Here is a 24266-nt window from a genome sequence, read left to right as displayed (position 1 = left end):
ATTTATTCGTTCACACCGTTGAGAGAAGCTATATGGTCGGCAAGCATCTTAAACTTGAAAAGTGCTCGTCGGTAAATTGCCTGATGCTCCGGATTAGGAAGAAATCGCTCCTGTGTCTGATGAAGGTTGTCAATCCTGTCATAACTTCTCCAAAAACCGACACCTTTTAGGGCCAAAGCAGCCGCACCAAGAGAAGCGGCTTCTTGCCCGATATTTGTTTTCTCAACTTCCAACTCGTAGATATCGGCAAAAAGCTGCATCCAGAAATTACTTTTAGTACCGCCTCCGACAAATAACATCTCTGTAAATTCTGTATGATAGTTGCGGAATAAATCCAAAGCAATACGCAGATTCAAAGCAATGCCCTCCATCGTTGCACGAATAAGGTCTGCACGTGTGTTTCCTAACCTTAACCCCATGAAGGCCCCCGTCATATCCGGACTGGGTTCAATGCTCGAGCCACCAGCCAAACTAGGGTTGAACAGTAGACCATTTGCTCCCGGAGCCGATGTTTCTGCCAGTTTATTCATGCCGATATATGCATTATCTCCCCCTTGTTCTTCAATTGCCAATAAATCAGGACAAACGATGTTACGTACCCATTGCAGACTGCTACCTGCTGAAAATATGCAAGTTGCAGAGGTATACATTCCTTTGACAACATGAGCAAAAACATACGGTTTTTTCCAAAAATCCAACACAGGTCTTTCAGAAACCAAGGCAATCCAAGCAGACGAACCGAGCGAGGTGTAAATCCGGGATGGCTTGATGCCTTTGCTCCCCAGGGCCATACAAGAATTATCCACTCCACCACATATAACCTTGACATGGGTGGGTAAGCCAGTTTCAAGAGAGGCTTCCGGAGTAATCGTACCAACCACTGCATCAGAAGCCAGTATTTCCGGGAAGATGTCTGGACGGATACCTGACATCTGTATATATTCCGACTTATAGTCCCATGCTTCCAGGTCGAAGACTCCACTTCCGGATGCATACGAATAGTCCGTACAAAGCCTACCGGTGAAGCGATAATTACAATAATCTTTGGTGCCGACTATTTTATCCGTGTCTGCATATTGTTTCGGAAAATGTTTTTTATACCACATCATTTTGAAGATAGAATAGCATTCCGGCGGAAAACCGTTACCGGTTATCTCATACCATCTTTTGTAATCAGTTTGGGCAAAGAACACCTCCGCTTCTTCCGTAGCCCGACGGTCAGACCAGATAGGAGTAGAAGCCAGCAGCAAATTGCCACCTTTTCCTATCGGGACAACGCCAAGGCTGTGTCCGGAAATAGCCAAAGCTACAATATCATTTTTATTACATTGTGTCTTTTCCAATAAAAGCCGTGTAGAGTGGATGATGCTCTGCCACCAGTCGTCAGGTGCCTGCTCCTGCCAACCGGATTGTGGATAAATGGTCGGATAAGGTATAAAAACAGAATGCAATATTTCTCCATTCCGATTGAACAAGGAAGCTTTTATTCCTCCAGTTCCCAAATCATAAGATATAACTTTCTCACTCATGGGCTTCCCTATTTATACATTCATCCATGATATGGAGAGCCGATTTGTAACCGATACCAAAACGGCTGACCCCCATCCGATGCATTTCCAAAAGCGTGTCGAGCGTACGGACTCCACCTGCGACTTTCAGTTGGATGGCATCTCCAACCATCTCTTTGATGAGAGCGACATGACGAAGCGTAGTTGCCCCCGCCCAACCTGTTCCGGTTTTGATATAATCGGCTCCTGCCCTCAAGATAAGAGTAGAGGCTATTTTTATCTCTTCGTCTGTGAGAAGGGCTACTTCCATGATTACTTTTAGGGGAAAGGGAGATACTGCTGCTTTAATTTGCCTAATTTCATCTTCCACTTCAGTCAGCATACCAGATTTTAGCTTGCCTATGTTCAGAACCATATCGATTTCGTTACAACCGGCTTTTTTCAGTTCCTGCGCCTGAAAGAGTTTACAGGTTGTTGTCTCCGCACCGGAAGGGAAGCCTACAACTCCACCAATACCGATATGCGGATGTTTTTTTAATTTTTCAAAAACAAGAGGAAGCAGGCCTGGCATGGGGAAGACACAGATAAAATTATGCTTTATAGCGGCTTCGATAATGTCTTCCACATCCTGGCGGGTGGAATCTGCACGAACAGCGCTGATATCAATCAGGCGTGCAATTTCTCGGGAAGATATAGTTGTAGTGCTAGTGTTCATATTTATAATATTATAAGCTGATATAACCGCCGTCAACAATTAAATCTGTTCCTGTCGTGTAGCGTGCGGCATCGCTCAACAGGTATACGTAAGCCCCGACCAGATCTTCAGGAACACCAAGGCGTCCGGCGGGTATTTTCGATATCCATTCTTCGTGCATATTCTTCATTTCGGCAACCAGTTCAGTCGCCATATATCCCGGACTGACACAATTGACACGTATATTATATTTAGCCCATTCTACAGCCAGAGCCTTGGTCAGCAGGAGAACACCACCTTTAGAGGCACAGTAGTTAGCTATCGTTTGTGGAGTATTGATAATATGAGCAGACATGGATGCCGTGTTTACGATACTTCCGGCTTTTCCTTCTTTGATCATTTGACGGGCTGCAGCCTGTGCTGTCAAGAAAACTCCGTTCAGATTGATGTCGACCACTTTCTTGAAATCTTTGGAAGAAATATTTTCAGCAGGATAAGTGTTTGCTATACCGGCATTATTGATGGCAAAATCGATGGTGTCATATTCTTTTATAAATGCCTCCATCATCCGTCCGACATCTTCTGCATCCGTTACATCGCAACGAATAGCAATTGTGTGTGCGGAATAGCGAGCGGCCAGTTCTCCGGCTGTCTTTTCTGCTTCCTTAATATCGATATCGACAATGGCAATCGAAGCTCCCATTTCCGTAAACGCTTCGGCAAGGCATTTACCAATACCTCGTGCAGCTCCGGTGATAAAGCCTTTTTTCCCTTTCAGGCTAAATAAATCAAGTGTTTTCATTGATATATGTTAATTTATGAGGAATGAATATTATACTATCTCAAATGAAAAAGCTAAAATTGACCGTTTTTCTACTGATCATAAACCTTCCCGTCCTGCCCTATGATCGAACAGTTTTGCTGTTCGACTTTCAAGCGTTCTGCATATTTTCGTAGTTGTGTTTTATGCCGTTCACAAGGCACAAGATCCTTTTCAATATCTCCGCGCGGAGTTGCTTTCAGCCGTTTCTGTCCGGTACGGATAATTTCGACGGCACGAGTGTATTTCTGTTTATCGCTCCGAATCTTATCCAGACACGGGCTGACTTCAGGACGATCGAAAGATATCTGTGCAGTCAATTTCCGTCCGTGGTTGTTGAGATCCCAGATATTGACACCTGTCAGTTTTATCAATTCCTCGATTTCTTGGTTATATAGAGGACTTCGCCCGGCTAGTGTCGAGTCGAAAGCAGATTCGTATACCGGATAATAGACACCGTTCAAATCCATCCAGGTGTAAAGAGCCTCTTTTTCTTTGGGGGATAATTTGACTCCCTGATGGTTACTGTCGATTACTTTAGTCAGTTTGCTGGCATGCGACCCCCAGGAATAAGGGTCTTGTATCGGAGCCGGTCCGCCACCAATAAGGGTAATCTCTTTTTTTACATATAGGTTGACATAGGCCGCATTAAAGAATGGATTTTTATCTTTTGCCAATACGAGTTTGTCACGGTTCTTTGGATCAAAATCGTGGCAACGCACGCAATTCTTGTCCAGGATAGGCTGAACCTTTTCCATAAACGAAAATTTTTTAGGAGCTTCTTCCTGCCATCCGTTCAATTTTACCGGTGCTTTCTTAAGAGCCAATGGTCTGGGTCCCATTGCACTGGGGACACTCAGACGATCTTCATGGCAACCGATACAACCGTTTATTTCTCCCGGCATGACCATTGTGCCGCTCCTCATGGACTGAATCATCTTTTTATCTTTATCCAGCAATTGGAAAAATACAAATGTGCCGGACGGAACTTCGAAGTTAGCAGAACCGTCTTCTTCAACGGGGACTTCTCCCAAAATACGCTTATTTTCAAAGCTATGCCAGTTGACTGCAGGAGCTTGTTCTCCCTGCCCTCCCCATCCATTCTTTGTCCATGTTCTTTTCTCCGGAGATTCTATGACACGCAGATATTTGACGGTGCCCGGTTCCACTCCTGCCATATGAGTCCCGTGGTAAACGTTCTGTACATAGAACGTTCCTTTGTTGTCCGTATAATTGCGATTAGAAGGAATTGCGTGAGGCTTATGCCGCGGTTCAATAATCATTGGGTCAAAAAGGCTTCTGTTTCCTTCAACAATCAGTTCCTGCGTACCGTCCCTTCCGACCAGATAAATGCCGGACTTAGAATCGACATGCATCCAGCCTCCGGGTTTGGCCCAGATGGTGCGGGAAGCTAGGAAGAAGTTTTCATTTAAAGGATAAGGATCTTCGAATAGATACTCAATCCATTTGAATGAATCCAAATCCCCTTTTCCAACAAGTTTCCGGCTTTCTTCCGGCCAAATTTGTACGACTGGTTCCACTCCGTCTACCCCTTTTTTTCTATCTATGATAGCTAGAGCCCCCCACGGACGGTCATGACAAGAACCCAAAATACAAATTACCTGATCTGTTCCCGGTATCTGACGGGCATCGATTACCCCTCCGGGAGATTGGGTGTTATTCCCATAGTAGATGGAATGTTTGGTGCCGTCGGGATTAACAGTCCATAAACCTTGTGCATCTCCGAAATTACGGTCTACATATTCCCAGCGGTCGTACAGGATTCTGCCATCACTTAATAAGGAGGAATGTCCTTCGAACAAGGTACTGACTCCAATCTGTGTAATATTTGCCCCATCTGCTTCCATCCGATATAAATTACACATAATATGGCGATTACACATACAATATTTCGGCTGACGAGTGGAGCTGAATATAATTCCACCATCGGGTAAATATAAAGGATCTATATCGGATACACCTTCTGCATAAGTCAGTTGCTTTAATCCACTACCATCCGTATTTATTTCGTAGATATGATAGAAATCATCTTTGTTTTTCCGCATGGAGAAAATAATCTTTTTCCCGTCGAAAGAAAGTTCCGGATCGCGAACAACTCCGTCTTTCAGTTCGATCAACGTAGTCGTATTCCCTGTATTCACATCGAAAATACGCATGGCTCCTCCGGGAAAAAACTTATTTTCATTGATTTCTCCTTTCTGGAAAAGAGTTGCGGTATTATGGTGATCCGGAGCATACTGCTCCCGTTCTATATACAATATTTGTTTTCCGGCTAATTGTTCTTTGGCTTTAGTAGTAAGTACAATTTTTTTCGGGTCCATTTGCTCGGCGGAAAGTTGTATTCCCCCTATGCAGACTGTCGCCAATAAGACGATAAATTTGCTGTACTTTTTCATGGTGTCCGTATTTAGAAATTAATAATTATTTATGAATATATCCCAGGTTAGCAGAGATAATATCAGCTGTCCGGATTAATTCTTTCGAAATTTCCGGGAATTTCTTTTTTTCCAATCGACCGGATGGACCTGAAGTCCAAATGGTTGCTGCGATACTGCCGAATTGGTTAAATATCGGTGTTGCTATACAATGCACACCAGCCATTTCTTCTTCCAGATCAACGGCATAACCAACTTTCTTGATATGATTTATTTCTTTTCTCATTTGTTCTTCACAAGAAATTGTACGTTTGTTAAAAGTCTTATATTGAATCATCTGTAATGCTTTCTCACGTTCTTCATCTGAAAGATAAGCCAAAAAGAGTTTACCTGGTGCAGAAGCATGCAGAAAGAAACTTGTACCTGGGCGTAATAAAAAGGTGAAATTGTGTGAACCTAATACTTGTTCAAGCAAAACAACCCGGTTCTCCATAAAAACGCCTAACATAACGCTTTCCTTAATAGTATCACGCAAGGCACGCATAGGCGCCAACGACTGTTCTACTATATTTGACTCACCCAAAGCTGCCAGTCCCAGTCTTAAGAATCGTTTAGACAAGAAATAACGCTGTGTATCAATATCTTTTGTCAGATAGCCCATACTTTGCAACGAATTTAATAGACGATATATAGTCGTTTTAGGAGTATCTAGCAGATTTACAATTTCCTGCATGGGTAAACCACTAGGGTAATTCACCAAAAACTCCAATAGCTCGAAGCTCTTTTCAAGCATCGGAATATTATACTTTGCAGTGTTTTTCTCTTCAATTTCAATCTGTGTTACCATCTTTTTAAGGAGTATCTTTTGTTTCTGATACGAAACTAAGTTTCACATCAGAAACAAAAGTAAATATATCTATTAAATAAACAAGCCTAATTCTGTTAATAAATAATACTACATAATGAAGTCTAAAGATATTTACTGATAGTATTTATTAAAAATTTCAGATGCTGTATCAACCGGATTATTACTTGATGACAATATAGTATCACCCAATTTTTCATACAGCCATGTCTTTGTCACTCCGAACATATACGGTTCCGGTAGAGAAGGATTATCCCATGCTTGATTCAAATAATTAAAATATAAAGACCATCTCTTATAATAATATGTACCTAAAAGACCGCCTAGCTCACGATGAGTATAATCATTTAAACTACCATCTACCGTATCCCATGACGTAACAATCAGTTTATTATAATATTCATATTGACTTTTAATACCAGGAGTTGATCCTGCACTACGGGCTGATTCTAACCATGATTGAAGACAAAAAGCAGGATGACTCAGCAACAACCGATCCTGGTCTTTTATTAACTGAAGAAAACGTTTAGTTTCTTTGTCAAAAAGTTCACGATTTCTATTTTTCCAAGCTTCTTGTATTCGAGCATAAGAACTTCGGCCCAAATCTGAAATGTATTGGCGAACCATATCAACCACATCATATTCATAGTTTTTATTTCCTTTAAGGGCAGAAGCATCCTGTAAAAAGGTCTTACAAGCATCAGCAAAAAGATTCGGATCATAATAAATTTTGCATTGAGACCATGAAGATACTGTTTTGACGCCCAAAGACGGTTCTGCACAGAAAACAGGTTCTGAAGGACGACGTGAACCTGGATAAGTCCCATACACCGTTTTATAAAATCCATTCCAACTTTCTTGTAAAGATGGTAATACGCTATGATATCTATATTGGGCATATTTCTGTATCCATTGTTCCATATCCAACGTTTTGCTGTTCCAGACCATATCACTCCACAAAGCCGGAACAACAGGATTGGTTTCTATACCTTCTGGAGTAAAGCCAATTCCGATCAATGTCTTCGATGCTTGTTTATCATGTAATGCATCTAACGGTTCGGAAGCGATAGCATCCAATCTGCCATGAAGTCCAATATTCCCACCCCAGTTAGAAATATTCGACCAGGCCCAAGGTATCCCATCATATCCCCCATTATCTTTCCAACGATGCCAATATTCCGCACATAGCTCTACAACCAATGCATGTTCAGGACTCAATCCTTTCAACAACTCAGGAACAGGATTTGGCCCCCAACTTTGAAGTACCCACACTGCATCGGGATTAAAAGTCAACATCGCTTTTTCTACAGATCGGGCACAAGCCGTAACATCCAATCCTCCGGTCTTACCTCCTTCATGGAACAGATCCCCAGCATAATAATCTGTTTTACCAAATAGAGCTGTATACTCATCGTACCAGATACGAGCCAGACGATCAAATTCAGGATCCAATGGAGACAAAACATCCGGTCTGTCGAATGTATTCCATTTCCCTTGTTCAACAACGGTTGCATTTGGATACTTAGCTTTATAGCCAGATGGCACCATTCCATAAAAAGCCTGGAAAATCGGCTCCATCCCATAACTCCTCATCCTGTCAAGAATCTTATGCTGTAATGCCACCTGTTTCTCAAACCACTCATCAGGCATAGGACCACCTAATGCTTCCATATTCCCCATCAACAACCAAGGAAGATAAACCGGACCGGTCAAAAACTTTTTTGTCTCTTCTTCCGTATAACCAATCCGCGCAAGAAAATTTCTCCATACCTGTTCAACACCAACCATGCTCAAAGGATGCGTGACCCCATGAAGGGCCATCCAGTCAATCTCTTTCTCCCATCGTTCCCAATCCCAATATACCGTTGTATACCCAAACGTACAATAATTCATATAAGTAACAAACTCATAAGGACTTTCCTCTTTAATCACCTTGGATGGCAATGGCAGTTTATCGGGTAATACCGGAGTAAAGTCGGTCCAACTCACAGATACATTCAAGTAATCTTTCATATAGCGATGTAAGCCGGATGCGATACTGACAGGTGAGTTTCCTTCGACAACCAACTTCTGTCCGAATTTGAATATCTTGAAGTAAGGTTTTATTGCTTTTACGTTCAATCGACAATCTACAGACGTTTTATGCTGTGGCATAATTCTGGATATTAATCCATTAATAGCTTCCATATTGTCACTTCCGTCTTGAGAATGAGCAGAAAGACTACATAAAAACAATACTGAAATTATAAAAACTATTTTATTCATTTTTCTGTTAATCATAAGATAATTATTTAATAATCATCGGAGATGTAAATGTAAATACATCCGAATCAACATGTGCTTCATTCATTATTTGTTCTAAATCCCGAACTATCTCCGGATACAGGCTTGCGACATTGTTATCTTCATGCAAATCTTCTGATAAATTATAAAGCTCAGTAACACGTCTCTCCGGATCCAAGACATTCAGTGTAATAGCTTTCCAATTATCCTTTCGAACAGCAATTTTACCTCCTGACTCATGAAACTCCCAATACAAATAGTCATGTTCCCGTTGTTTCCCTTTCCCCAATAAAGTCGGTAAAAAAGAAATACCATCTGTTCTTTCGTAAGGTACTGTTTGCGTCAGTTCAGCCAAAGTCGGCATGACATCCCAAAAGGCAGACACATGATGTGTTACACTGCCTGCCTTTACCTTCCCTGGATAACGAACAATCATGGGAACTCGTATTCCTCCTTCATACATGTCACGCTTCACACCACGTAAAGGGCCATAACTTTTAAAGAAATCAGGATCAGCCCCACCTTCTCTATGCGGTCCATTATCACTCGTGACAATTATCATTGTATTTTCATCCAATCCTAAAGCTTTAATATGATTTACAACTTCTCCTACATAAGCATCAAAACGTGTAACCATTGCTGCAAAATCAGCTTTAGGATGCGGCGTACTCCCATAGCCTCCTTTCTTATAATCAGGCCCATCATCTACACCAACATAAGCTTTTTCCGGAAATTTATTTTCATATTCAGCCAAAATACTGTCTGCCGGATTAACAAGTTCCGCATGAGGAATCACATAAGTCAGAAATGCAAAGAAAGGTTTATCTTTATTTATCTCCATGAATTTCAATGCTTGCCCTTGAATTAAATTATGAGAATACTGCTCTTCTTTATATCCGTCATTACCAGATAAACAGACCTTCTCTTGATTATGCCATAAATAATGAGGATAATAATTATGTGCCATGCGCTGGCAGTTATATCCGAAAAACTCATCAAACCCCTGGCTTTCGGGGCTACCCTCAGAACCTGGATAACCCAACCCCCATTTGCCAAAGCACCCCGTTACATACCCACCTGTTTTCAACATTTTAGCAAGTGTATACGTATTCAGAGGCAATGGATATTGCCCTTCGGGTTCAATCTCCTTATTGCCACGTATAGGGCAATGACCTGTATGCATTCCCGTGATCAAAGCTGATCGGGATGGTGCACTGACCGTGCAACCGGCATAATGCTGAGTAAACAACATTCCTTCACGGGCCAACCGATCTATATTTGGGGTTTTTATTAGTTGCTGACCATAACACCCCAAATCACCATACCCCAAATCGTCTGCAATAATATATACAATATTAGGCTTCCTGCCTACTTCTCTTTCTTGCTTATTTTTGTTGCTGCACCCCCATAAGGATACACAACATAAAATAGCAGTAAACATCTGCTGTGATTTCATGTCAATAATTATATATTGGAAGAGTGATTAAAAATAGAGGAAATAGAGAATCAAAAATTCAGGCAAAATCAATAGGGGGAAATATTTCCCCCTATATTAAATCTGATCAATCCGTATTATTTACTTTCATAACCGGGGTTTTGTTTCAATTGACCATTCATTGTCAAATCATTTATAGGAATAGCATATAAATAATATTTATTTTTCCATCCCGGATTTGGAGTTCCAAACAAAGCTATACGCCCACTATCCTTTGTCGGATCTTCTATTTTCAGATCAAACTTTGAAAAATCGATATCAGTTACATAACGAGAGTTCTCGTAATCACTTTTCTGAACATAGGCACCGAATTGTCTTTTATTCAAATAATGCCCTTTACCCCATCTTCTCAAATCATCAAAACGGAATCCTTCAGCATATAACTCTACGCGTCTCTCCCTACGAATCTCCCACAAAACTGGATCAACTTCATAATCGGCAGGACCGACAACAGGATCTGAACTTGAAGAAAAGCCACCCTTGTCTCGTTTTGGATCAAAGTTAGCATCAATTTGAGCAACAACCATATTAGCAATATGAGCACGACTTCTTAATTTATTAATAGTCGCATCAGCCACCGATTGATCAAATTCTCCAAGCTCCCAGGCTACTTCAGCATGATTTATCATCACTTCTCCCATTCGGAAGATCGGAGCATCCGTATCACTCACTACAGTCTGATTGTCAGGAGTATAATATTTCCAATTATAATAACCGGCATTTGTAACATTATAGCCTTGTAACATTTGGTAACGACCTCTAAAATGTGGTTGCTCTCTAACATAACAATCATTCCACTGAATTACAGGAAGTTCTTTCACACTACTTGACCCTTCATTTATTCTTTTCATTAAATCAATGTATTCCTGATCCAAAGGATTTCCTGTCGGTGTCACTAGATGATCCTCTCCACGATTCCAAAAAGTAGCAGGTACCGGTGTATTTACCCGATAAGGCGGACAAATAGAATAATACAATCTATGATCACGATTACGAAATTCTATATTCATAATATCGTCACCCGTTTCCTGATTCCCTTCATACACTGAACTAGTCCAAATAGGTTTACCATCCGAACATAAATAAGATTGGACCATATCAGCAGAAGCCTCTTGCCATGATTCCGACGATCTCATATTTCTCATCAGACTGTGACCTTTTGTCGGTATATACACTTTGTACAATAAAACACCTTTTACTCCAGACAAATCGTAAGAATTAAACACTTCATTATAATTATTATGGAGTTCTGGATATTTAGTAATCAAAGCAGAAGAGGCCTCAAAGCTAGCTTGCAAATATTTGGAAGGATTACCATTAGGAACATTATGATATTTTTGCCATGTTCCTTCAAACAAGCCAAAACGTGAAATCAGTGCATTAACCACGTCTGTATTGATAGTATTAGCCCCATCTCCGTCCTGCTTTATATTATCCCGGGCATAAAGCAACATCTCCAAAATCTTTTCAGCTACCTCCACACGAGGTGTCGTCGGGCCATATAATACATCTTCATCTGTTTCTGTCAACAGTTTTTCAATCCATATAACATCTCCGAACCTTGAAACAAGACGAAAATATTCCTGTGCCTTAAAAAAATAACAAACGCTCTTCCAATGCGCTTTATCAGTTTCATTCATTTTTACATTATCCAAATTATCCAGCATAGTATGTATAGAGCGTATTCTCCAATAATACCAGCCATTGGACCCCGTAGAAGTATAGTCTACTTTCGTTATCTTATCCCATGCATAACTGTTTTCACCATTGTTATATCCTCTGAATCCATTGTCAGAATCAGAATCATGCAATAAATAAGAATCCATCCCATAGCCTGGATACCAGGCATAAAATTGCCAAGCATAGGTTCTACAATTTTCGTATGTAGTGAAAAAAGATTGACTGGTTTCCTGATCTAACGGAGATTTATTCAAAAAATCATCATTACAAGAAAACAATCCAATCAAAAACAATAAAATAATATATTTCTTCATAAGAATATTTTTTACGGATTAAAATGTTAAATTAAGCCCAAAAGAAATTTGTCTCATTAAAGGATAAGACCAATTTCCATTCCCTGAGTCACCTTGTATTCCACTAGTCATACTCAAATTACCCGGCTGGGCAATGAACGAGTCTGGGTTATAACCTGTTGGCAAATGGTGCCATGTAAACAAGTTCTCACCACTAAAGAAGAATCTTAATCTTTTAATAAATAATTTCTCACAAATATTATTTGGTAAATTATATCCTAAAGTCACATTTTTAAGTCTCAGGTAAGAACCATTCAACAAATATTTTGTCTGAATTTTCTGATTAGCACTATTATTTCCTCCATCTCCATACAGTCTGGGCCAATAAGATTCTGTATTATCTTCTCTCCAATAATCTGATTGAAAATCAAATACCGATGTCACAAAAGTTCCATTAGGTGACCAATAGTTCGGCATAACCAAATCCCTTTTTCCCGTTCCGGTAAACAAAAAAGACAAGTCAAAATTATTCCACGAAATCCCTCCGTTAAAACTGAACTGATATCGGGCCGTATTATTCCCTATAACGCTCATATCACCCGGATTATCAATAGTATTATTTCCATTATCAATTTCTCCATTACCGTCAAAATCAACAAACAAAATATCACCAGGGTTATGTTTCGTCACCCCCTTTACCTTTGGTATACCAGGAAGTAAATTCCCATTATCATCAAAATCCGCTGCTGTATAAAAACGGTCTGTTGTATATCCCCAAATTTCTCCATATTTCAACCCTTCACGAAAAACCAACTTGCCGTCATTGACCAAAATACCCTGTGCATTGTCATACTTAGTTATTTCAGATTGACTATCATACAGGTTCAACCCAACGTTATAACGTATTTTTTCACCTATATTACTACGCCATTGCAACGAGATTTCCCATCCTTTTGTTTGTAAACTTGCAGAATTCGTATTTGGGAAACTGGCCCCCAACACTGAAGGTGCAGATTTATAAGGAGCCAACATATCTTTAGTATCTCGTTTATACCAATCAAAAACAACTTCCAGCTTATTGTCTAACAACCCTAAATCACCCCCCACATCAAAAGTTTGTACCGTCTCCCATGTATAATTGGAAGAAACCAATGCCGGATACATCATCGACAAAACATAATCTTCTCCTCCGGGTAATATCCAGGTTCCTTTTCCATCAAAAGCACCACCATTGCTTAACTTTCCGGGATTCATTCCTGCCATATATCCATAATTAGAAACATTCTGATTACCAATAGTACCCCAAGAAATTCTCGGCTTTAAATTGGTTACATATTTTTTCAACGGCTCCATAAAAGATTCTTCAGACAAACGCCAGCCTGCAGAGAAAGAAGGAAAAAATCCAAAACGACTTTCTTTAGCAAATCGAGATGAACCATCATAACGTCCATTCACTTCCAATAAATATTTCCCTTTAAAATCATAATTAAACCGGAAAAATCCGCTTCTCAACGCATATTCTTTAAATTCATCGTCCGTGTATTGAGTTCCACTAGATAGAGATAAGGACGGCAACTGTTGATCTATCAAATCATCAGCTTTTCCCCACAATGATTCATAATGATACGATTCCTGATTATACCCAAGCATTAACTTCAAATTATGATCCTCATTAAATGTCTTTCCATACGTAGCAAATAAATTAATCGCATTGGTTGTTGAAAACCAATTCGTATTTTCATAATAATTTTTAGTTACACTTGGATTCCTTTGATTGCTGGTTGCGATCAAGGCATCATACATCATTGGTGAATACGACTTTGTTGCCCATTGACGATAAAAGCTATATTCTCCAGTTATAGTCAAGTCTTTTATTGGAGTTAAAATTATCCGTCCTAAAATACGAGTATCAGATTTCCTGTCCTTTTGAGGATTATCTAATTCCAACATATTTCTGGGACTAAAAAAAGGAAGATAATTTTCTTCGCTTTCCACATTCATATCATAGCCATAACCTAAAGGAGCCATCGGTTGATATTCTGTAGCAACAGCCCATAAACTATTACTTCCTTGTCTATTTCCCTTTGCCGTATTTGTTTGAGATTCCGAATAACGAACATCTAACTGACCACTCAACCAATTTGTTACATCCATATTGATAAAAGCAGAGACATTATATCGGGAATAAGTATCATTATCGCCATACAAAATGCCATCTTCATCAATCATTCCAAAAGACACCCGGTAATTAGCTCGCTCGCTACCCCCCGACATAGCTAAGTTATGCTGCTGCTGAAAGCCGGTATTTGAAAGCATATCGTCATAAACATCAGTAGGAGCTAAATTATATCGTATTCCGTCTTTCACGACATATCCATTAGAATGCATACCTTTATTATAATACTCATCCATATATTGCATCCATGTTGGAATATCCTGTCCACCAAAATATCCGACAATACCCAAATCATTATATGCTTTCACTGTAGAATAAGGATCTATTTTCTTAGGTAACGTCGTAGGATTAGAGAAAGCAAAATTATTAGAATAGTTAAAAGATATAGGAGTTTCTTTTTTACCTTTTTTAGTTGTAACCAATATTATACCATAAGCAGCACGTGCACCGTAAATTGCTGCTGCTGCCGCATCTTTCAACACAGACACACTCTCAATATCATTAGGATCGATCATATCAAGATCCATTGGTACATTATCTACAAGAACCAAAGGTTTTTCTTCCGGGTTATTAGTACTTGTTACACCACGGATATTCATATTCATTGATGAACCTGGTTTTCCTGTTTGACGACTAATTTGCAAACCAGGTACAGCACTCTCCAAAACCTGCGTCACAGTACCGACCGGACGGTCTCCTAAAACATCGTCCATTTTAACGGAAGAGATAGCACCTGTCAAATTGATCTTTTTCTGACTTCCATACCCGACAACAACAACCTCATCCAACGTTTCTGCATCTTCTTTCAAAACAATATCAAGAGATTCCTGTTTACCCACAGGTAATTCCTGTCTAACATAACCTATATAAGAGACGATCAGAACAGCATTCGGATTAATCTCCAAAGAATATTTTCCATCAATATCCGTAATAGTACCATTGGTTGTACCTTTTTCAACGACATTGGCACCGATAACAGGCTCTCCAGTAGCATCCTTCACTATCCCCGTTATTTTTCTTGATTGTTGTACAACCGGTAATTCATTCGACATTTCACGCGTTTTGATCACAATATGGTTATCCACCATCCTGACATCGACCGCTTTATTCTTAAATACAATATCAAGAACTTCTTTAACACTCTTGTTTTTTGCTTTTACGGAGACAACTCGATTTACATCCACATCATTCACATCATACCAGAAAGAGTATGATGTCTGTGAACGTATCGTATTAAAAACTTCATTTACACTTACATTCTTCAAATCGAATGTAACCCGTGCTTCCTGCGAATAAGACTTGGCAGAAATTGAAAATACTGCCGCAAAAAGGAGTAACACAGATATTTTCATAATATTTAGACTTTTTTTGTTGCACAAAATTCGACATAGCGAACCCGTGCTGCATGATTTTTGATACATTTGCAGTATGTTATTAAGTTGTTAATAATTTAATTGGAATAATTGTTCTTTAATAACAGGGATTGAGGAATGTTAGCGCATTCCTCAATTTGTATACTGGTTAACTCGGAATCTCTCTCATAGGCATTTTTCTTTTAAGTCAGCAATTAAACATTTATTAATAAATCTCTATTACATTGTTTTTCATTGTGTACGTAAACTTTCCATTGACAGCCATTATCTTTAAAACTTTATCAATGGACTCTTCTTCTCCGAAATCTCCACCAAAACGTCTTTTCCGTAAGGCATCATTATGTATATTGATTTTTACATCAAACCGTCTTTCCAGCATACGAGCTATTTCCTCGAATGCTTCACCGGTAAACAACAGTTGATTTTTCATCCAAACCAAAGCATTACTATCTAATCCGGGATGTACAGTTATCTGGTTAGAACCTGCCTGATAAACGCCTGTTTCCATCGGCTTCAAGATGGCAGACTCCGGTGAATTTCCTGCATGCATGCTAACCGAGCCTTCCAGTAAGGATACTTTCACTTCCGACTTTTCCGGATAAGCATTCACATTAAATTTTGTACCAAGCACTTTTATATCCAAACCTCCGACTTTTACAACTAATGGAATTTGCTCATTCCGTCTCACATCCAGATAGGCTTCACCGACCAGTTCCAAATTTCGGTTTTCTTTACCAAACTTGTCATTATATAGCAGCCGGCTACCAGAATTCAACCAAACAACCGTACCATCTGCCAAACGCAACTGGGTTTTCGACCCATTGGGGCTAACTACCTCAGACTGTAAAAATCCGGTTGTATCTGAAGGCTTTTCAAAATAAAGCGACGTATAATATCCCAGTACAAAAACAGGTATAAGGACAGCTGCAACAGCTATTATTCTGCGCCATAAAATCTGTTTATTTTTTGTTTCTACAACTAGAGTACTTTCTTTTTCTCCCCTCACTCTTTTCATGAACAGGGAATACCCCCTCTCATAATCAAAAAGTAATTCCGGATCTCCCACAGCCGACGAGTCCCACAAATCTTTCATCTGATTAAAATACGACAGATGTTTAGCAGACTCATCCAACCATGCATCCAACTTCCGATTATCTTCTTCCGAAATATTATCAGACAGTCGATCAATAATCAATGTGTCCCAATATTCTTTATTTTGAATTTCCTTTCTCATAAAATGTGCTTCTATTATTATGACAAACGAAAATAAAAAACGGGTGAAAAAAATGATTTTTTTTTCAATGAAATAAAAAGAAAGGTAGTAAAAATGGCAAATAGTCCTTCAAATCGCTCTTCAATTTACCCAAGGCAATACGAATGTGGTATTTTACAATATCAATTGTAATGTTTTTCTCACGGGCGATTTCTTCATACTTCATTTTTTCATTCCGGCTTAAATGAAATATTTCGCGAGTTAACTGAGGTAACTCTCCCAAAGATTGTTCAATACGATTTTCCAACTCTTTTTCTAACAAAGAGCATAACGGATAATTATCCTGCTCATGATAGGACAATTGTTGCTTCTCCATCTTCACAGACAGAGATTGTTTCATATTTTCCTGACGTAAACAATGATCCAGATAATTGATAGAAGCATTTTTAACTGCTTTCATCAGATAAGCGCGAAGTGATTGACTGATTTCCAGAACTTCACGCTTTTCCCATATATTAAAAATCACGTCGCTGACCAAAGATTCTGCAATAAAGGAATCATTCACATAAGTATATGCAAATGCACAAAGTACTCTATAATGAAGCCTGTATAACGTTTTATAAGCAAGCTCATCCCCTTGTTTCAACCCATCGATTAACTCCTTTTCCTGCATACTCTCCCTTTTCTGTCAAATCTACAATTTTCAGAAAGGCATATATGTTTTATTTTCAAAGTTGACATGCTGCCCTTCAAACTTCTTCGCTACCTCCCCTTCCGGATTCAGTTCAATAGACTTTTTTAAGTCTTCGAAAGCTCCCTCTTTATCCCCTTTCAGGTTCTTTGCCCGTCCGCGTTCAGTATATGCCTTGGCAAAATCCGGTTTGATATCGATCGCATCGTCAAAAAACGCGATGGCTTCGTCCAGCAAACCTTTTGTGGTCAGGAGCGTGCCTTTCAGGATACAAGCATCCTCATTGAACGGATTCAGATCCAAAGCCTGCTGATAATCATCGGCAGCAGCATCCAGATTGCCTAACGATTCATGTATTTTTCCTCTTACCAGGTAAGTTGTTTCTTCTTCGGGAGCCAACGAGATAGCCTTTTCAATATCGGGCAAAGCCTCTTTTCCCTGCTTCAAGACTAATAATATTTCCGCACGAAGTAAATAAGCATCTGTAAAATCGTCTTTCAAAGCGATCGCTTTCGTCAGGTCGGCAATAGCACCAAGCTGGTCGCCGGTCGTTCTTTTGGCCTTCGCCATCAGAAACCAAGCCAGATGGTTGGACTCTTCCAGTTCGATCACCCGCAGACAATCAGCAATCACTTCTGCATCCTTGTCCAGCATAAAGAGCACGCTTACTCTTGTCAACAGGGTCTGCACATGATCCGGTTCCATTTCCACCATACGGTTTAATGTTTCCAAAGCCTTTTCCGTCTGGTTTGCCATCGAGTAAGCCGATACCAAGTAATTCATTGTTTCAAAATCTTCCTGAATGTTCAAGGCTTCCGTAAAGCACTTGATAGCATAGGCGACTTGTCCTATTTTCAAGGCACGGACACCGTCATATTTTAATATGTCAAAATTTTTCTGATCATTTTTCGCTTTCTCTTCTGCACTATCCTCATTTTTTGAAGAAGAGAATAAAGATGTAAAGAAATTTCCCATGGCTATATATTATATGTTCGAGAGGGCAAAGATACAATTATTTTAGCTTGCAGCACCGTTCATAGCCTCATATTAAACCAACTATCATTCGGCACCTCAAACACGAACAACGAAAAAAGAATTTACTATTTTTATACAACAAAAAAATACAGAATAACGATCTTTTGTTATATTTGCAATCAATTTATAACTTGGCGGAGATTGTTTTAGTTACTTCTCTTACAGACAGTAGATACTTTTATTGCACACAAATATAAATTATGGAAAACATAGAAACTGGACTTTTATTGATGGTGGTCGGTATGACCACGGTATTTGCAATTCTTTTGATCGTTATTTATCTGGGGAAAGGATTAATTGCACTGGTTAACAAATACGCACCTGAAGAAGTCGTCGTAAAAAAACAAATGGTAACACAAGCCGTCACCGCACAAGCCGCAAGTATCTCCGGCAAAACAACCGCAGCAATCGTAGCAGCAGTCAGCATGACTACAGGCGGCCAGGGAAAGGTTACAAAAATTGAGAAAATATAATACTAGCTATACACAAAATATCATGAAAAGAGAAATCAAATTCAGTTTGGTCTTCAGAGACATGTGGCAATCTGCCGGAAAATACGTGCCTAGAGTAGACCAACTAACTAGAGTTGCCCCTGCTATCGTTGAAATGGGCTGTTTTGCCCGCGTTGAAACCAACGGAGGAGGATTCGAGCAAGTTAATTTACTATTCGGAGAAAATCCAAATAAAGCCGTACGCGAATGGACGAAGCCATTCCATGAAGCAGGTATCCAGACACATATGCTGGACCGCGCCCTGAACGGACTTCGCATGAGCCCGGTTCCCGCCGATGTGCGCCAGCTTTTCTACAAAGTAAAGAAAGCACAGGGAACCGACATCACCCGTACATTCTGCGGACTGAATGACGTGCGCAACATCGCCCCGTCTATCCAATATGCCAAAGAAGCAGGAATGATCTCCCAATGCTCACTCTGCATCACCCACTCCCCGATCCATACAGTCGAATATTATACAAAGATGGCAATGGAACTGATCGAGCTGGGAGCTGACGAAATCTGTATCAAAGACATGGCAGGTATCGGTCGTCCTTATTCACTGGGACAGATCGTTGCCAACATCAAAGCCAAACATCCTGAAATACCTATCCAGTACCATAGCCATGCAGGCCCCGGATTCAATGTAGCTTCCATCCTGGAAGTTTGTAATGCCGGCTGCGACTATATTGACGTAGGTATGGAACCGCTTTCATGGGGTACGGGACATGCCGACCTGCTGACTGTACAGGCAATGTTGAAAGATGCCGGTTACAAAGTGCCGGAGATCAATATGGAAGCCTATATGAAGGTACGCAGCATGATCCAGGAATTTATGGATGATTTCTTAGGCCTGTATATCAGTCCGAAGAACCGCCTGATGAACTCCCTGCTGATCGGTCCGGGGCTTCCCGGCGGTATGATGGGTAGCCTGATGTCAGACCTGGATAAGAATCTAGAATCGATTAACAAAAACAATATCAAGAACAACAAGCCGCTGATGTCGCAAGACCAGCTACTGATCAAGTTGTTCGACGAAGTGGCTTATGTATGGCCGCGCGTAGGTTATCCCCCATTGGTAACACCGTTCAGCCAGTATGTGAAGAACCTGGCCCTGATGAACGTGATGCAGATGGAAAAAGGAAAAGCCCGCTGGAGCATGATCGCCGATGATATATGGGATATGATCCTCGGAAAAGCCGGCAGACTGCCTGGTCCGCTTGCCCCGGAAATCATCGAGAAAGCAAAAGCTGAAGGACGTGAATTCTTCACTGGCAATCCGCAGGATAACTATCCGGATTCGCTCGACAAATACCGCAAGATGATGAACGAAAAGCAATGGGAAACAGGCGAAGACGACGAAGAACTGTTCGAATACGCTATGCACCCGGCTCAGTATGAGGCTTACCGTTCAGGAAAAGCGAAAGTCGAGTTCCTGGCCGATGTCGCCCTGAAGAAAAAGGCTCAACAGGAAAAAGAACATTCGGCAGCATCCCCTGCTGCTGCTCCTGCCCTGCCTACCACTCCGCAGGTATTGACTGTCGATGTCGACGGACAGCCTTACCGCGTAACCGTTGCCTTCGGAGATTCTGCCAACGCAACACCGGCAGCGGCTCCTGCAAAGGCTGCGCAACCTGCCGCAACAGTAACTCCCGCACCAGCCGGCGCAGGCAACGAAGTACTCTCTCCGCTGGAAGGTAAATTCTTCCTGGTAAAGAATGCTTCCGAAACTCCGCTCAAAGTGGGAGACGTGGTAAAAGAAGGGGATGTACTTTGCTATGTGGAAGCGATGAAAACATACAATGCCGTACGTTCCGAATTCAGCGGAACAATCACTTCCATCAATTATGCCGGTGGTGATGCGGTTTCGGAAGATGACGTATTAATGACGATACAGTAATGAAAGAGATATTTCAAAATCTGTATGAAATGACTGCGTTCAGCAACATTATTGCTGAACCACAGTTCCTGATCATGTATGCAATCGCATTCATATTACTTTACCTGGGTATCAAAAAACAATATGAACCTTTGCTGCTTGTCCCTATTGCATTCGGAGTACTGCTGGCCAACTTCCCGGGAGGTGATATGGGCGTGATCCAGGCAGACGAGAACGGGCTGATCAATGTAAATGGAGTTATGAAAAACATTTGGGAAATGCCTTTGCACGACATTGCGCATGAACTGGGGATCATGAACTTCATTTACTACATGCTGATCAAGACCGGATTCCTTCCGCCAATCATCTTTATGGGCGTAGGTGCTCTGACCGACTTTGGCCCGATGCTCCGTAACCTTCGTTTGTCTATTTTCGGTGCGGCAGCACAGCTGGGTATATTCACCGTATTATTGGTAGCCATCCTGATGGGATTCACTCCGAAAGAGGCGGCATCATTGGGTATTATCGGTGGTGCTGATGGTCCTACGGCAATCTTTACGACCATCAAACTGGCCCCGCATTTATTAGGTCCGATCGCTATCGCGGCTTATTCATATATGGCATTGGTACCGGTAATCATACCTTTGGTGGTAAATCTTCTTTGTTCTAAAAAAGAATTAAGCATCAACATGAAAGAGCAGGAAAAGAAATATCCGTCCACAACAGAAATCAAGAATCTGCGTGTACTGAAAATCATTTTCCCGATCGTAGTAACAACGGTTGTAGCGCTGTTCGTGCCAAGTGCCGTACCTTTGATCGGTATGCTGATGTTCGGTAACCTGGTGAAAGAGATCGGAACAAATACATTCCGCCTGTTCGATGCGGCTTCAAACAGTATTATGAATGCGGCTACGATCTTCCTGGGATTATCTGTCGGTGCGACCATGACAGCGGAAGCGTTCCTGAACCTGACAACGATCGGCATCGTGGTCGGTGGATTCCTAGCGTTCGCCTTATCCATCGCCGGCGGTATTTTCTTCGTGAAACTATTCAATTTGTTTACTAAGAAAAAGATCAATCCGCTGATCGGAGCAACCGGATTAAGCGCCGTTCCGATGGCTTCGCGTGTAGCCAATGAGATTGCACTGAAATACGACCCGAAAAACCATGTATTACAATATTGCATGGCCAGCAACATCTCCGGCGTGATCGGATCGGCTGTTGCGGCCGGGGTATTGATATCGTTCTTAGGATAAAAACCGAGAACAAACATACTAAGATCCCCGTAACTTACTCAAAACAAGCTACGGGGATTTTCATTTCCGACATTTTAAAAAGATCAAAGGAACTCATTTCGGTCTTTTTGAGCATTTATTAACCTTTTCTAATAAATAAATTGGCCTCAAATGCTGTAATCCAAAAATAAATACTTTAATTTGTGACTTGATATAGGAATGTTTTTATCCTTTTCTTAAATGTGATTGAATATGAAGGACACTCATGAAACTAATCTGCCGGCTGAAGAAACTGGCAAATTGGAAGAAACTAAAGCTCCGGAAGTGACTCCGGAAAACACTGCGGCTGAAGTTGAAACAACTGAAACCCCGGAGGAAGCGACAGCGAATGCGATCGGTAAATTATCGAAAGAAGAAATTCTTGAAAAATTAACCGGTTTGGTAGATGCTGCAGCCGAAACGGCACGTAACGAGGTGGAATCGTTAAAACAGGCATTCTACAAAATCCACAGAGCCGAAGTTGAAGAATCGAAGAAAACATTCCTCGAAGACGGAGGAGAAGAAAAGGATTTCGTTGCACCTGAAGATGAAGCCGAAAACAAACTGAAAGAATTGCTGGCTGTGTACAAAGAAAAAAGAGCAGCAATCCTGGCTGAAGAAGATCGGGTGAAAGCAGCTAATTATGCTCTGAAACTCCAGCTGATCGATCAGTTAAAAGTCTTGACTGAAAGCCAGGACGATTTCAACAAACTATACAACGACTTTAAGGACATCCAGCAGAGATGGAAAGAAATTAAACTCGTACCACAGGAACATGCAAACGAACTGTGGAAAAACTATCAGACTTACAGCGAAAGATTCTACGATATTATCAAGATCAACAATCAGTTCCGGGATTACGATTTCAAGAAGAATCTGGAACTGAAAACAGCCTTATGCGAAACAGTTGAAAAGCTGCAAACGGAGCCGGATGTAGTATCTGCGTTCCACCAGCTTCAGAAACTGCACCAGCAATGGCGTGAGATCGGTCCGGTGGCAAAAGAACTGCGTGAAGAGCTGTGGGCTCGTTTCAAAGCGGCTTCTACCGTGATCAACAAACGTCATCAGGAGCACTTCGAATCACTGAAATCGAAAGAACAGGAAAATTTGATAGCTAAAACTGCTATCTGCGAAGAAATAGAAGGTATCAACTTCGAAGCTTTGAAGACATTCAAAGACTGGGAAGAAAAGAATAAAGAAGTGATCGCTTTACAGGAAAAATGGAAAACAATCGGTTTTGCACCGAAAAAATCCAATGTGAAGATATTTGAACGCTTCCGTGCGGCCTGCGACGTTTATTTCAATAAGAAAAGTACTTTCTACAAAGGTATTAAGGAAGAGATGGAAAAGAATCTCGAACTGAAAAAAGCCTTGTGTGAAAAAGCGGAAGCCTTGAAAGACAGCACAGAATGGAAGAGTACGACTGAAAAGATGATCGCTTTGCAGAAAGAATGGAAAACGATCGGTTCGGTAGCCCGTAAACATTCGGATATCGTTTGGAAACGTTTCATTTCTGCCTGTGATTATTTCTTCGAGCAAAAGAATAAAAATGTTTCTTCTCAGAAGAGCGTGGAACAGACAAACCTGGCTGCCAAGAAGGCCTTGATCGAAAAGATCAACAAGCTCGATGAAGCTTTGGCAGCTGATGACGCTTTAGCTGAACTGAAAGGCTTGATGGCTGAATGGAATACGATCGGTCACGTACCTTTCAAGGAAAAAGATAAAATCTATAAAGAGTATCACGAAGCTGTAGACAACCAGTTCGATCGTCTGAAAGTCGACCAGACAGACCGCAAAATGCAGTCGTTCCGTAGTAATCTGAACGATATGACAAGCGGAGAACACGGGAAAGGCAAACTGTACGGTGAACGTGAAAAGCTGATGAGAATGTATGACCGCATGAAAAATGAATTGCAGACATACGAAAACAACATCGGCTTCCTTAGCATCTCCTCCAAAGGCGGTGGCGGTCTCGTGAAAGAAATGGAGCGTAAGATCGAAAAGCTAAAAGATGAGATGGCGCTCATAATCAAAAAGATCGATGCGATAGATGAAAATCTCGAATAAATAAAAACGAAGCCGTCTCAGTAACAGACGGCT

At 40.8% G+C, this 24266-nt stretch carries 15 protein-coding genes and 2 pseudogenes; 5 read left to right on the top strand and 12 right to left on the bottom strand.

The genetic code is table 11. The annotated features are described in order from the left end of the window. Positions 1-2 precede the first annotated feature (2 nt). The 12 genes from DXD68_RS22270 to DXD68_RS22215 all read right to left on the bottom strand — a co-directional run bounded on the left by DXD68_RS22270 (position 3) and on the right by DXD68_RS22215 (position 18462). The gene (locus tag DXD68_RS22270) at positions 3-1529 is read right to left on the bottom strand and encodes a xylulokinase (protein ID WP_122363660.1); all 1527 of its coding nucleotides are present in this window, start codon (positions 1527-1529) and stop codon (positions 3-5) included. Further along, on the bottom strand, positions 1522-2223 hold the full coding sequence (gene deoC, locus DXD68_RS22265; RefSeq protein WP_147383021.1) for a deoxyribose-phosphate aldolase: 702 nt from the start codon (positions 2221-2223) through the stop codon (positions 1522-1524). Before deoC ends, DXD68_RS22270 begins: the two co-directional genes overlap by 8 nt. Before the next feature lie 10 nt (positions 2224-2233). Further along, positions 2234-3004: an SDR family oxidoreductase gene (locus DXD68_RS22260; protein WP_122363658.1), complete on the bottom strand. Its 771-nt coding sequence runs from the start codon at positions 3002-3004 to the stop codon at positions 2234-2236. A 71-nt stretch (positions 3005-3075) separates the two neighbouring features. After that, a complete protein-coding gene (locus DXD68_RS22255; RefSeq protein WP_122363657.1) occupies positions 3076-5439 on the bottom strand; it encodes a hypothetical protein in 2364 nt (787 codons plus the stop codon). Positions 5440-5464: 25 nt separating this feature from the next. Next, on the bottom strand, positions 5465-6265 hold the full coding sequence (locus DXD68_RS22250) for an IclR family transcriptional regulator (protein ID WP_122363656.1): 801 nt from the start codon (positions 6263-6265) through the stop codon (positions 5465-5467). A 132-nt stretch (positions 6266-6397) separates the two neighbouring features. Continuing rightward, on the bottom strand, positions 6398-8470 hold the full coding sequence (locus DXD68_RS22245; RefSeq protein WP_255419300.1) for an alpha-N-acetylglucosaminidase: 2073 nt from the start codon (positions 8468-8470) through the stop codon (positions 6398-6400). A 100-nt stretch (positions 8471-8570) separates the two neighbouring features. After that, on the bottom strand, positions 8571-10022 hold the full coding sequence (locus DXD68_RS22240) for an arylsulfatase (RefSeq protein WP_122363654.1): 1452 nt from the start codon (positions 10020-10022) through the stop codon (positions 8571-8573). 116 nt (positions 10023-10138) lie between these two features. After that, positions 10139-12055 (bottom strand): RagB/SusD family nutrient uptake outer membrane protein, encoded by a 1917-nt coding sequence (locus DXD68_RS22235; protein WP_122363653.1) that lies wholly within the window; start codon positions 12053-12055, stop codon positions 10139-10141. Between the two features lie 18 nt (positions 12056-12073). Further along, positions 12074-15562, bottom strand: coding sequence for a SusC/RagA family TonB-linked outer membrane protein (locus tag DXD68_RS22230; protein ID WP_158585922.1), 3489 nt, complete (start codon positions 15560-15562; stop codon positions 12074-12076). A 226-nt stretch (positions 15563-15788) separates the two neighbouring features. Further along, positions 15789-16817: a FecR family protein gene (locus DXD68_RS22225; protein WP_122363651.1), complete on the bottom strand. Its 1029-nt coding sequence runs from the start codon at positions 16815-16817 to the stop codon at positions 15789-15791. A 64-nt stretch (positions 16818-16881) separates the two neighbouring features. Next, positions 16882-17469, bottom strand: a complete 588-nt coding sequence (locus tag DXD68_RS22220; protein ID WP_122363650.1) for an RNA polymerase sigma-70 factor — start codon at positions 17467-17469, stop codon at positions 16882-16884. 30 nt (positions 17470-17499) lie between these two features. Beyond that, positions 17500-18462 (bottom strand): tetratricopeptide repeat protein, encoded by a 963-nt coding sequence (locus DXD68_RS22215; RefSeq protein ID WP_122363649.1) that lies wholly within the window; start codon positions 18460-18462, stop codon positions 17500-17502. A gap of 260 nt (positions 18463-18722) precedes the next feature. Between DXD68_RS22215 and DXD68_RS22210 the strand changes: the two genes are divergently transcribed. The 5 genes and pseudogenes from DXD68_RS22210 to DXD68_RS22195 all read left to right on the top strand — a co-directional run bounded on the left by DXD68_RS22210 (position 18723) and on the right by DXD68_RS22195 (position 24233). Beyond that, the gene (locus DXD68_RS22210) at positions 18723-18995 is read left to right on the top strand and encodes an OadG family protein (RefSeq protein WP_122363648.1); all 273 of its coding nucleotides are present in this window, start codon (positions 18723-18725) and stop codon (positions 18993-18995) included. 22 nt (positions 18996-19017) lie between these two features. Then, a pseudogene (locus tag DXD68_RS22205) lies at positions 19018-20602 on the top strand (oxaloacetate decarboxylase); the annotation flags it as partial. A gap of 71 nt (positions 20603-20673) precedes the next feature. Beyond that, positions 20674-20913 (top strand): annotated as a pseudogene (locus DXD68_RS24875) (acetyl-CoA carboxylase biotin carboxyl carrier protein); the annotation flags it as partial. Then, the gene (locus tag DXD68_RS22200) at positions 20913-22148 is read left to right on the top strand and encodes a sodium ion-translocating decarboxylase subunit beta (protein ID WP_122363646.1); all 1236 of its coding nucleotides are present in this window, start codon (positions 20913-20915) and stop codon (positions 22146-22148) included. The pseudogene DXD68_RS24875 and the gene DXD68_RS22200, both read left to right, overlap by 1 nt. 231 nt (positions 22149-22379) lie before the next feature. Beyond that, positions 22380-24233: a DUF349 domain-containing protein gene (locus DXD68_RS22195; RefSeq protein ID WP_122363645.1), complete on the top strand. Its 1854-nt coding sequence runs from the start codon at positions 22380-22382 to the stop codon at positions 24231-24233. Positions 24234-24266: the final 33 nt, after the last annotated feature.

Origin of the sequence: Parabacteroides sp. TM07-1AC, assembly GCF_003480915.1 — a bacterium.
GTDB classification, from domain to species: Bacteria; Bacteroidota; Bacteroidia; order Bacteroidales; family Tannerellaceae; genus Parabacteroides; species Parabacteroides chongii.
This window is presented reverse-complemented; position numbering and strand designations above follow the sequence as displayed.

Bases quoted from the DNA above. Each gene is read 5' to 3' on its own strand.
- DXD68_RS22270 (WP_122363660.1), bottom strand. From the start codon at position 1,529: ATGAGTGAGAAAGTTATATCTTATGATTTGGGAACTGGAGGAATAAAA.
- deoC (WP_147383021.1), bottom strand. From the start codon at position 2,223: ATGAACACTAGCACTACAACTATATCTTCCCGAGAAATTGCACGCCTG.
- DXD68_RS22260 (WP_122363658.1), bottom strand. From the start codon at position 3,004: ATGAAAACACTTGATTTATTTAGCCTGAAAGGGAAAAAAGGCTTTATC.
- DXD68_RS22255 (WP_122363657.1), bottom strand. From the start codon at position 5,439: ATGAAAAAGTACAGCAAATTTATCGTCTTATTGGCGACAGTCTGCATA.
- DXD68_RS22250 (WP_122363656.1), bottom strand. From the start codon at position 6,265: ATGGTAACACAGATTGAAATTGAAGAGAAAAACACTGCAAAGTATAAT.
- DXD68_RS22245 (WP_255419300.1), bottom strand. From the start codon at position 8,470: ATGGAAGCTATTAATGGATTAATATCCAGAATTATGCCACAGCATAAA.
- DXD68_RS22240 (WP_122363654.1), bottom strand. From the start codon at position 10,022: ATGAAATCACAGCAGATGTTTACTGCTATTTTATGTTGTGTATCCTTA.
- DXD68_RS22235 (WP_122363653.1), bottom strand. From the start codon at position 12,055: ATGAAGAAATATATTATTTTATTGTTTTTGATTGGATTGTTTTCTTGT.
- DXD68_RS22230 (WP_158585922.1), bottom strand. From the start codon at position 15,562: ATGAAAATATCTGTGTTACTCCTTTTTGCGGCAGTATTTTCAATTTCT.
- DXD68_RS22225 (WP_122363651.1), bottom strand. From the start codon at position 16,817: ATGAGAAAGGAAATTCAAAATAAAGAATATTGGGACACATTGATTATT.
- DXD68_RS22220 (WP_122363650.1), bottom strand. From the start codon at position 17,469: ATGCAGGAAAAGGAGTTAATCGATGGGTTGAAACAAGGGGATGAGCTT.
- DXD68_RS22215 (WP_122363649.1), bottom strand. From the start codon at position 18,462: ATGGGAAATTTCTTTACATCTTTATTCTCTTCTTCAAAAAATGAGGAT.
- DXD68_RS22210 (WP_122363648.1), top strand. From the start codon at position 18,723: ATGGAAAACATAGAAACTGGACTTTTATTGATGGTGGTCGGTATGACC.
- DXD68_RS22200 (WP_122363646.1), top strand. From the start codon at position 20,913: ATGAAAGAGATATTTCAAAATCTGTATGAAATGACTGCGTTCAGCAAC.
- DXD68_RS22195 (WP_122363645.1), top strand. From the start codon at position 22,380: ATGAAGGACACTCATGAAACTAATCTGCCGGCTGAAGAAACTGGCAAA.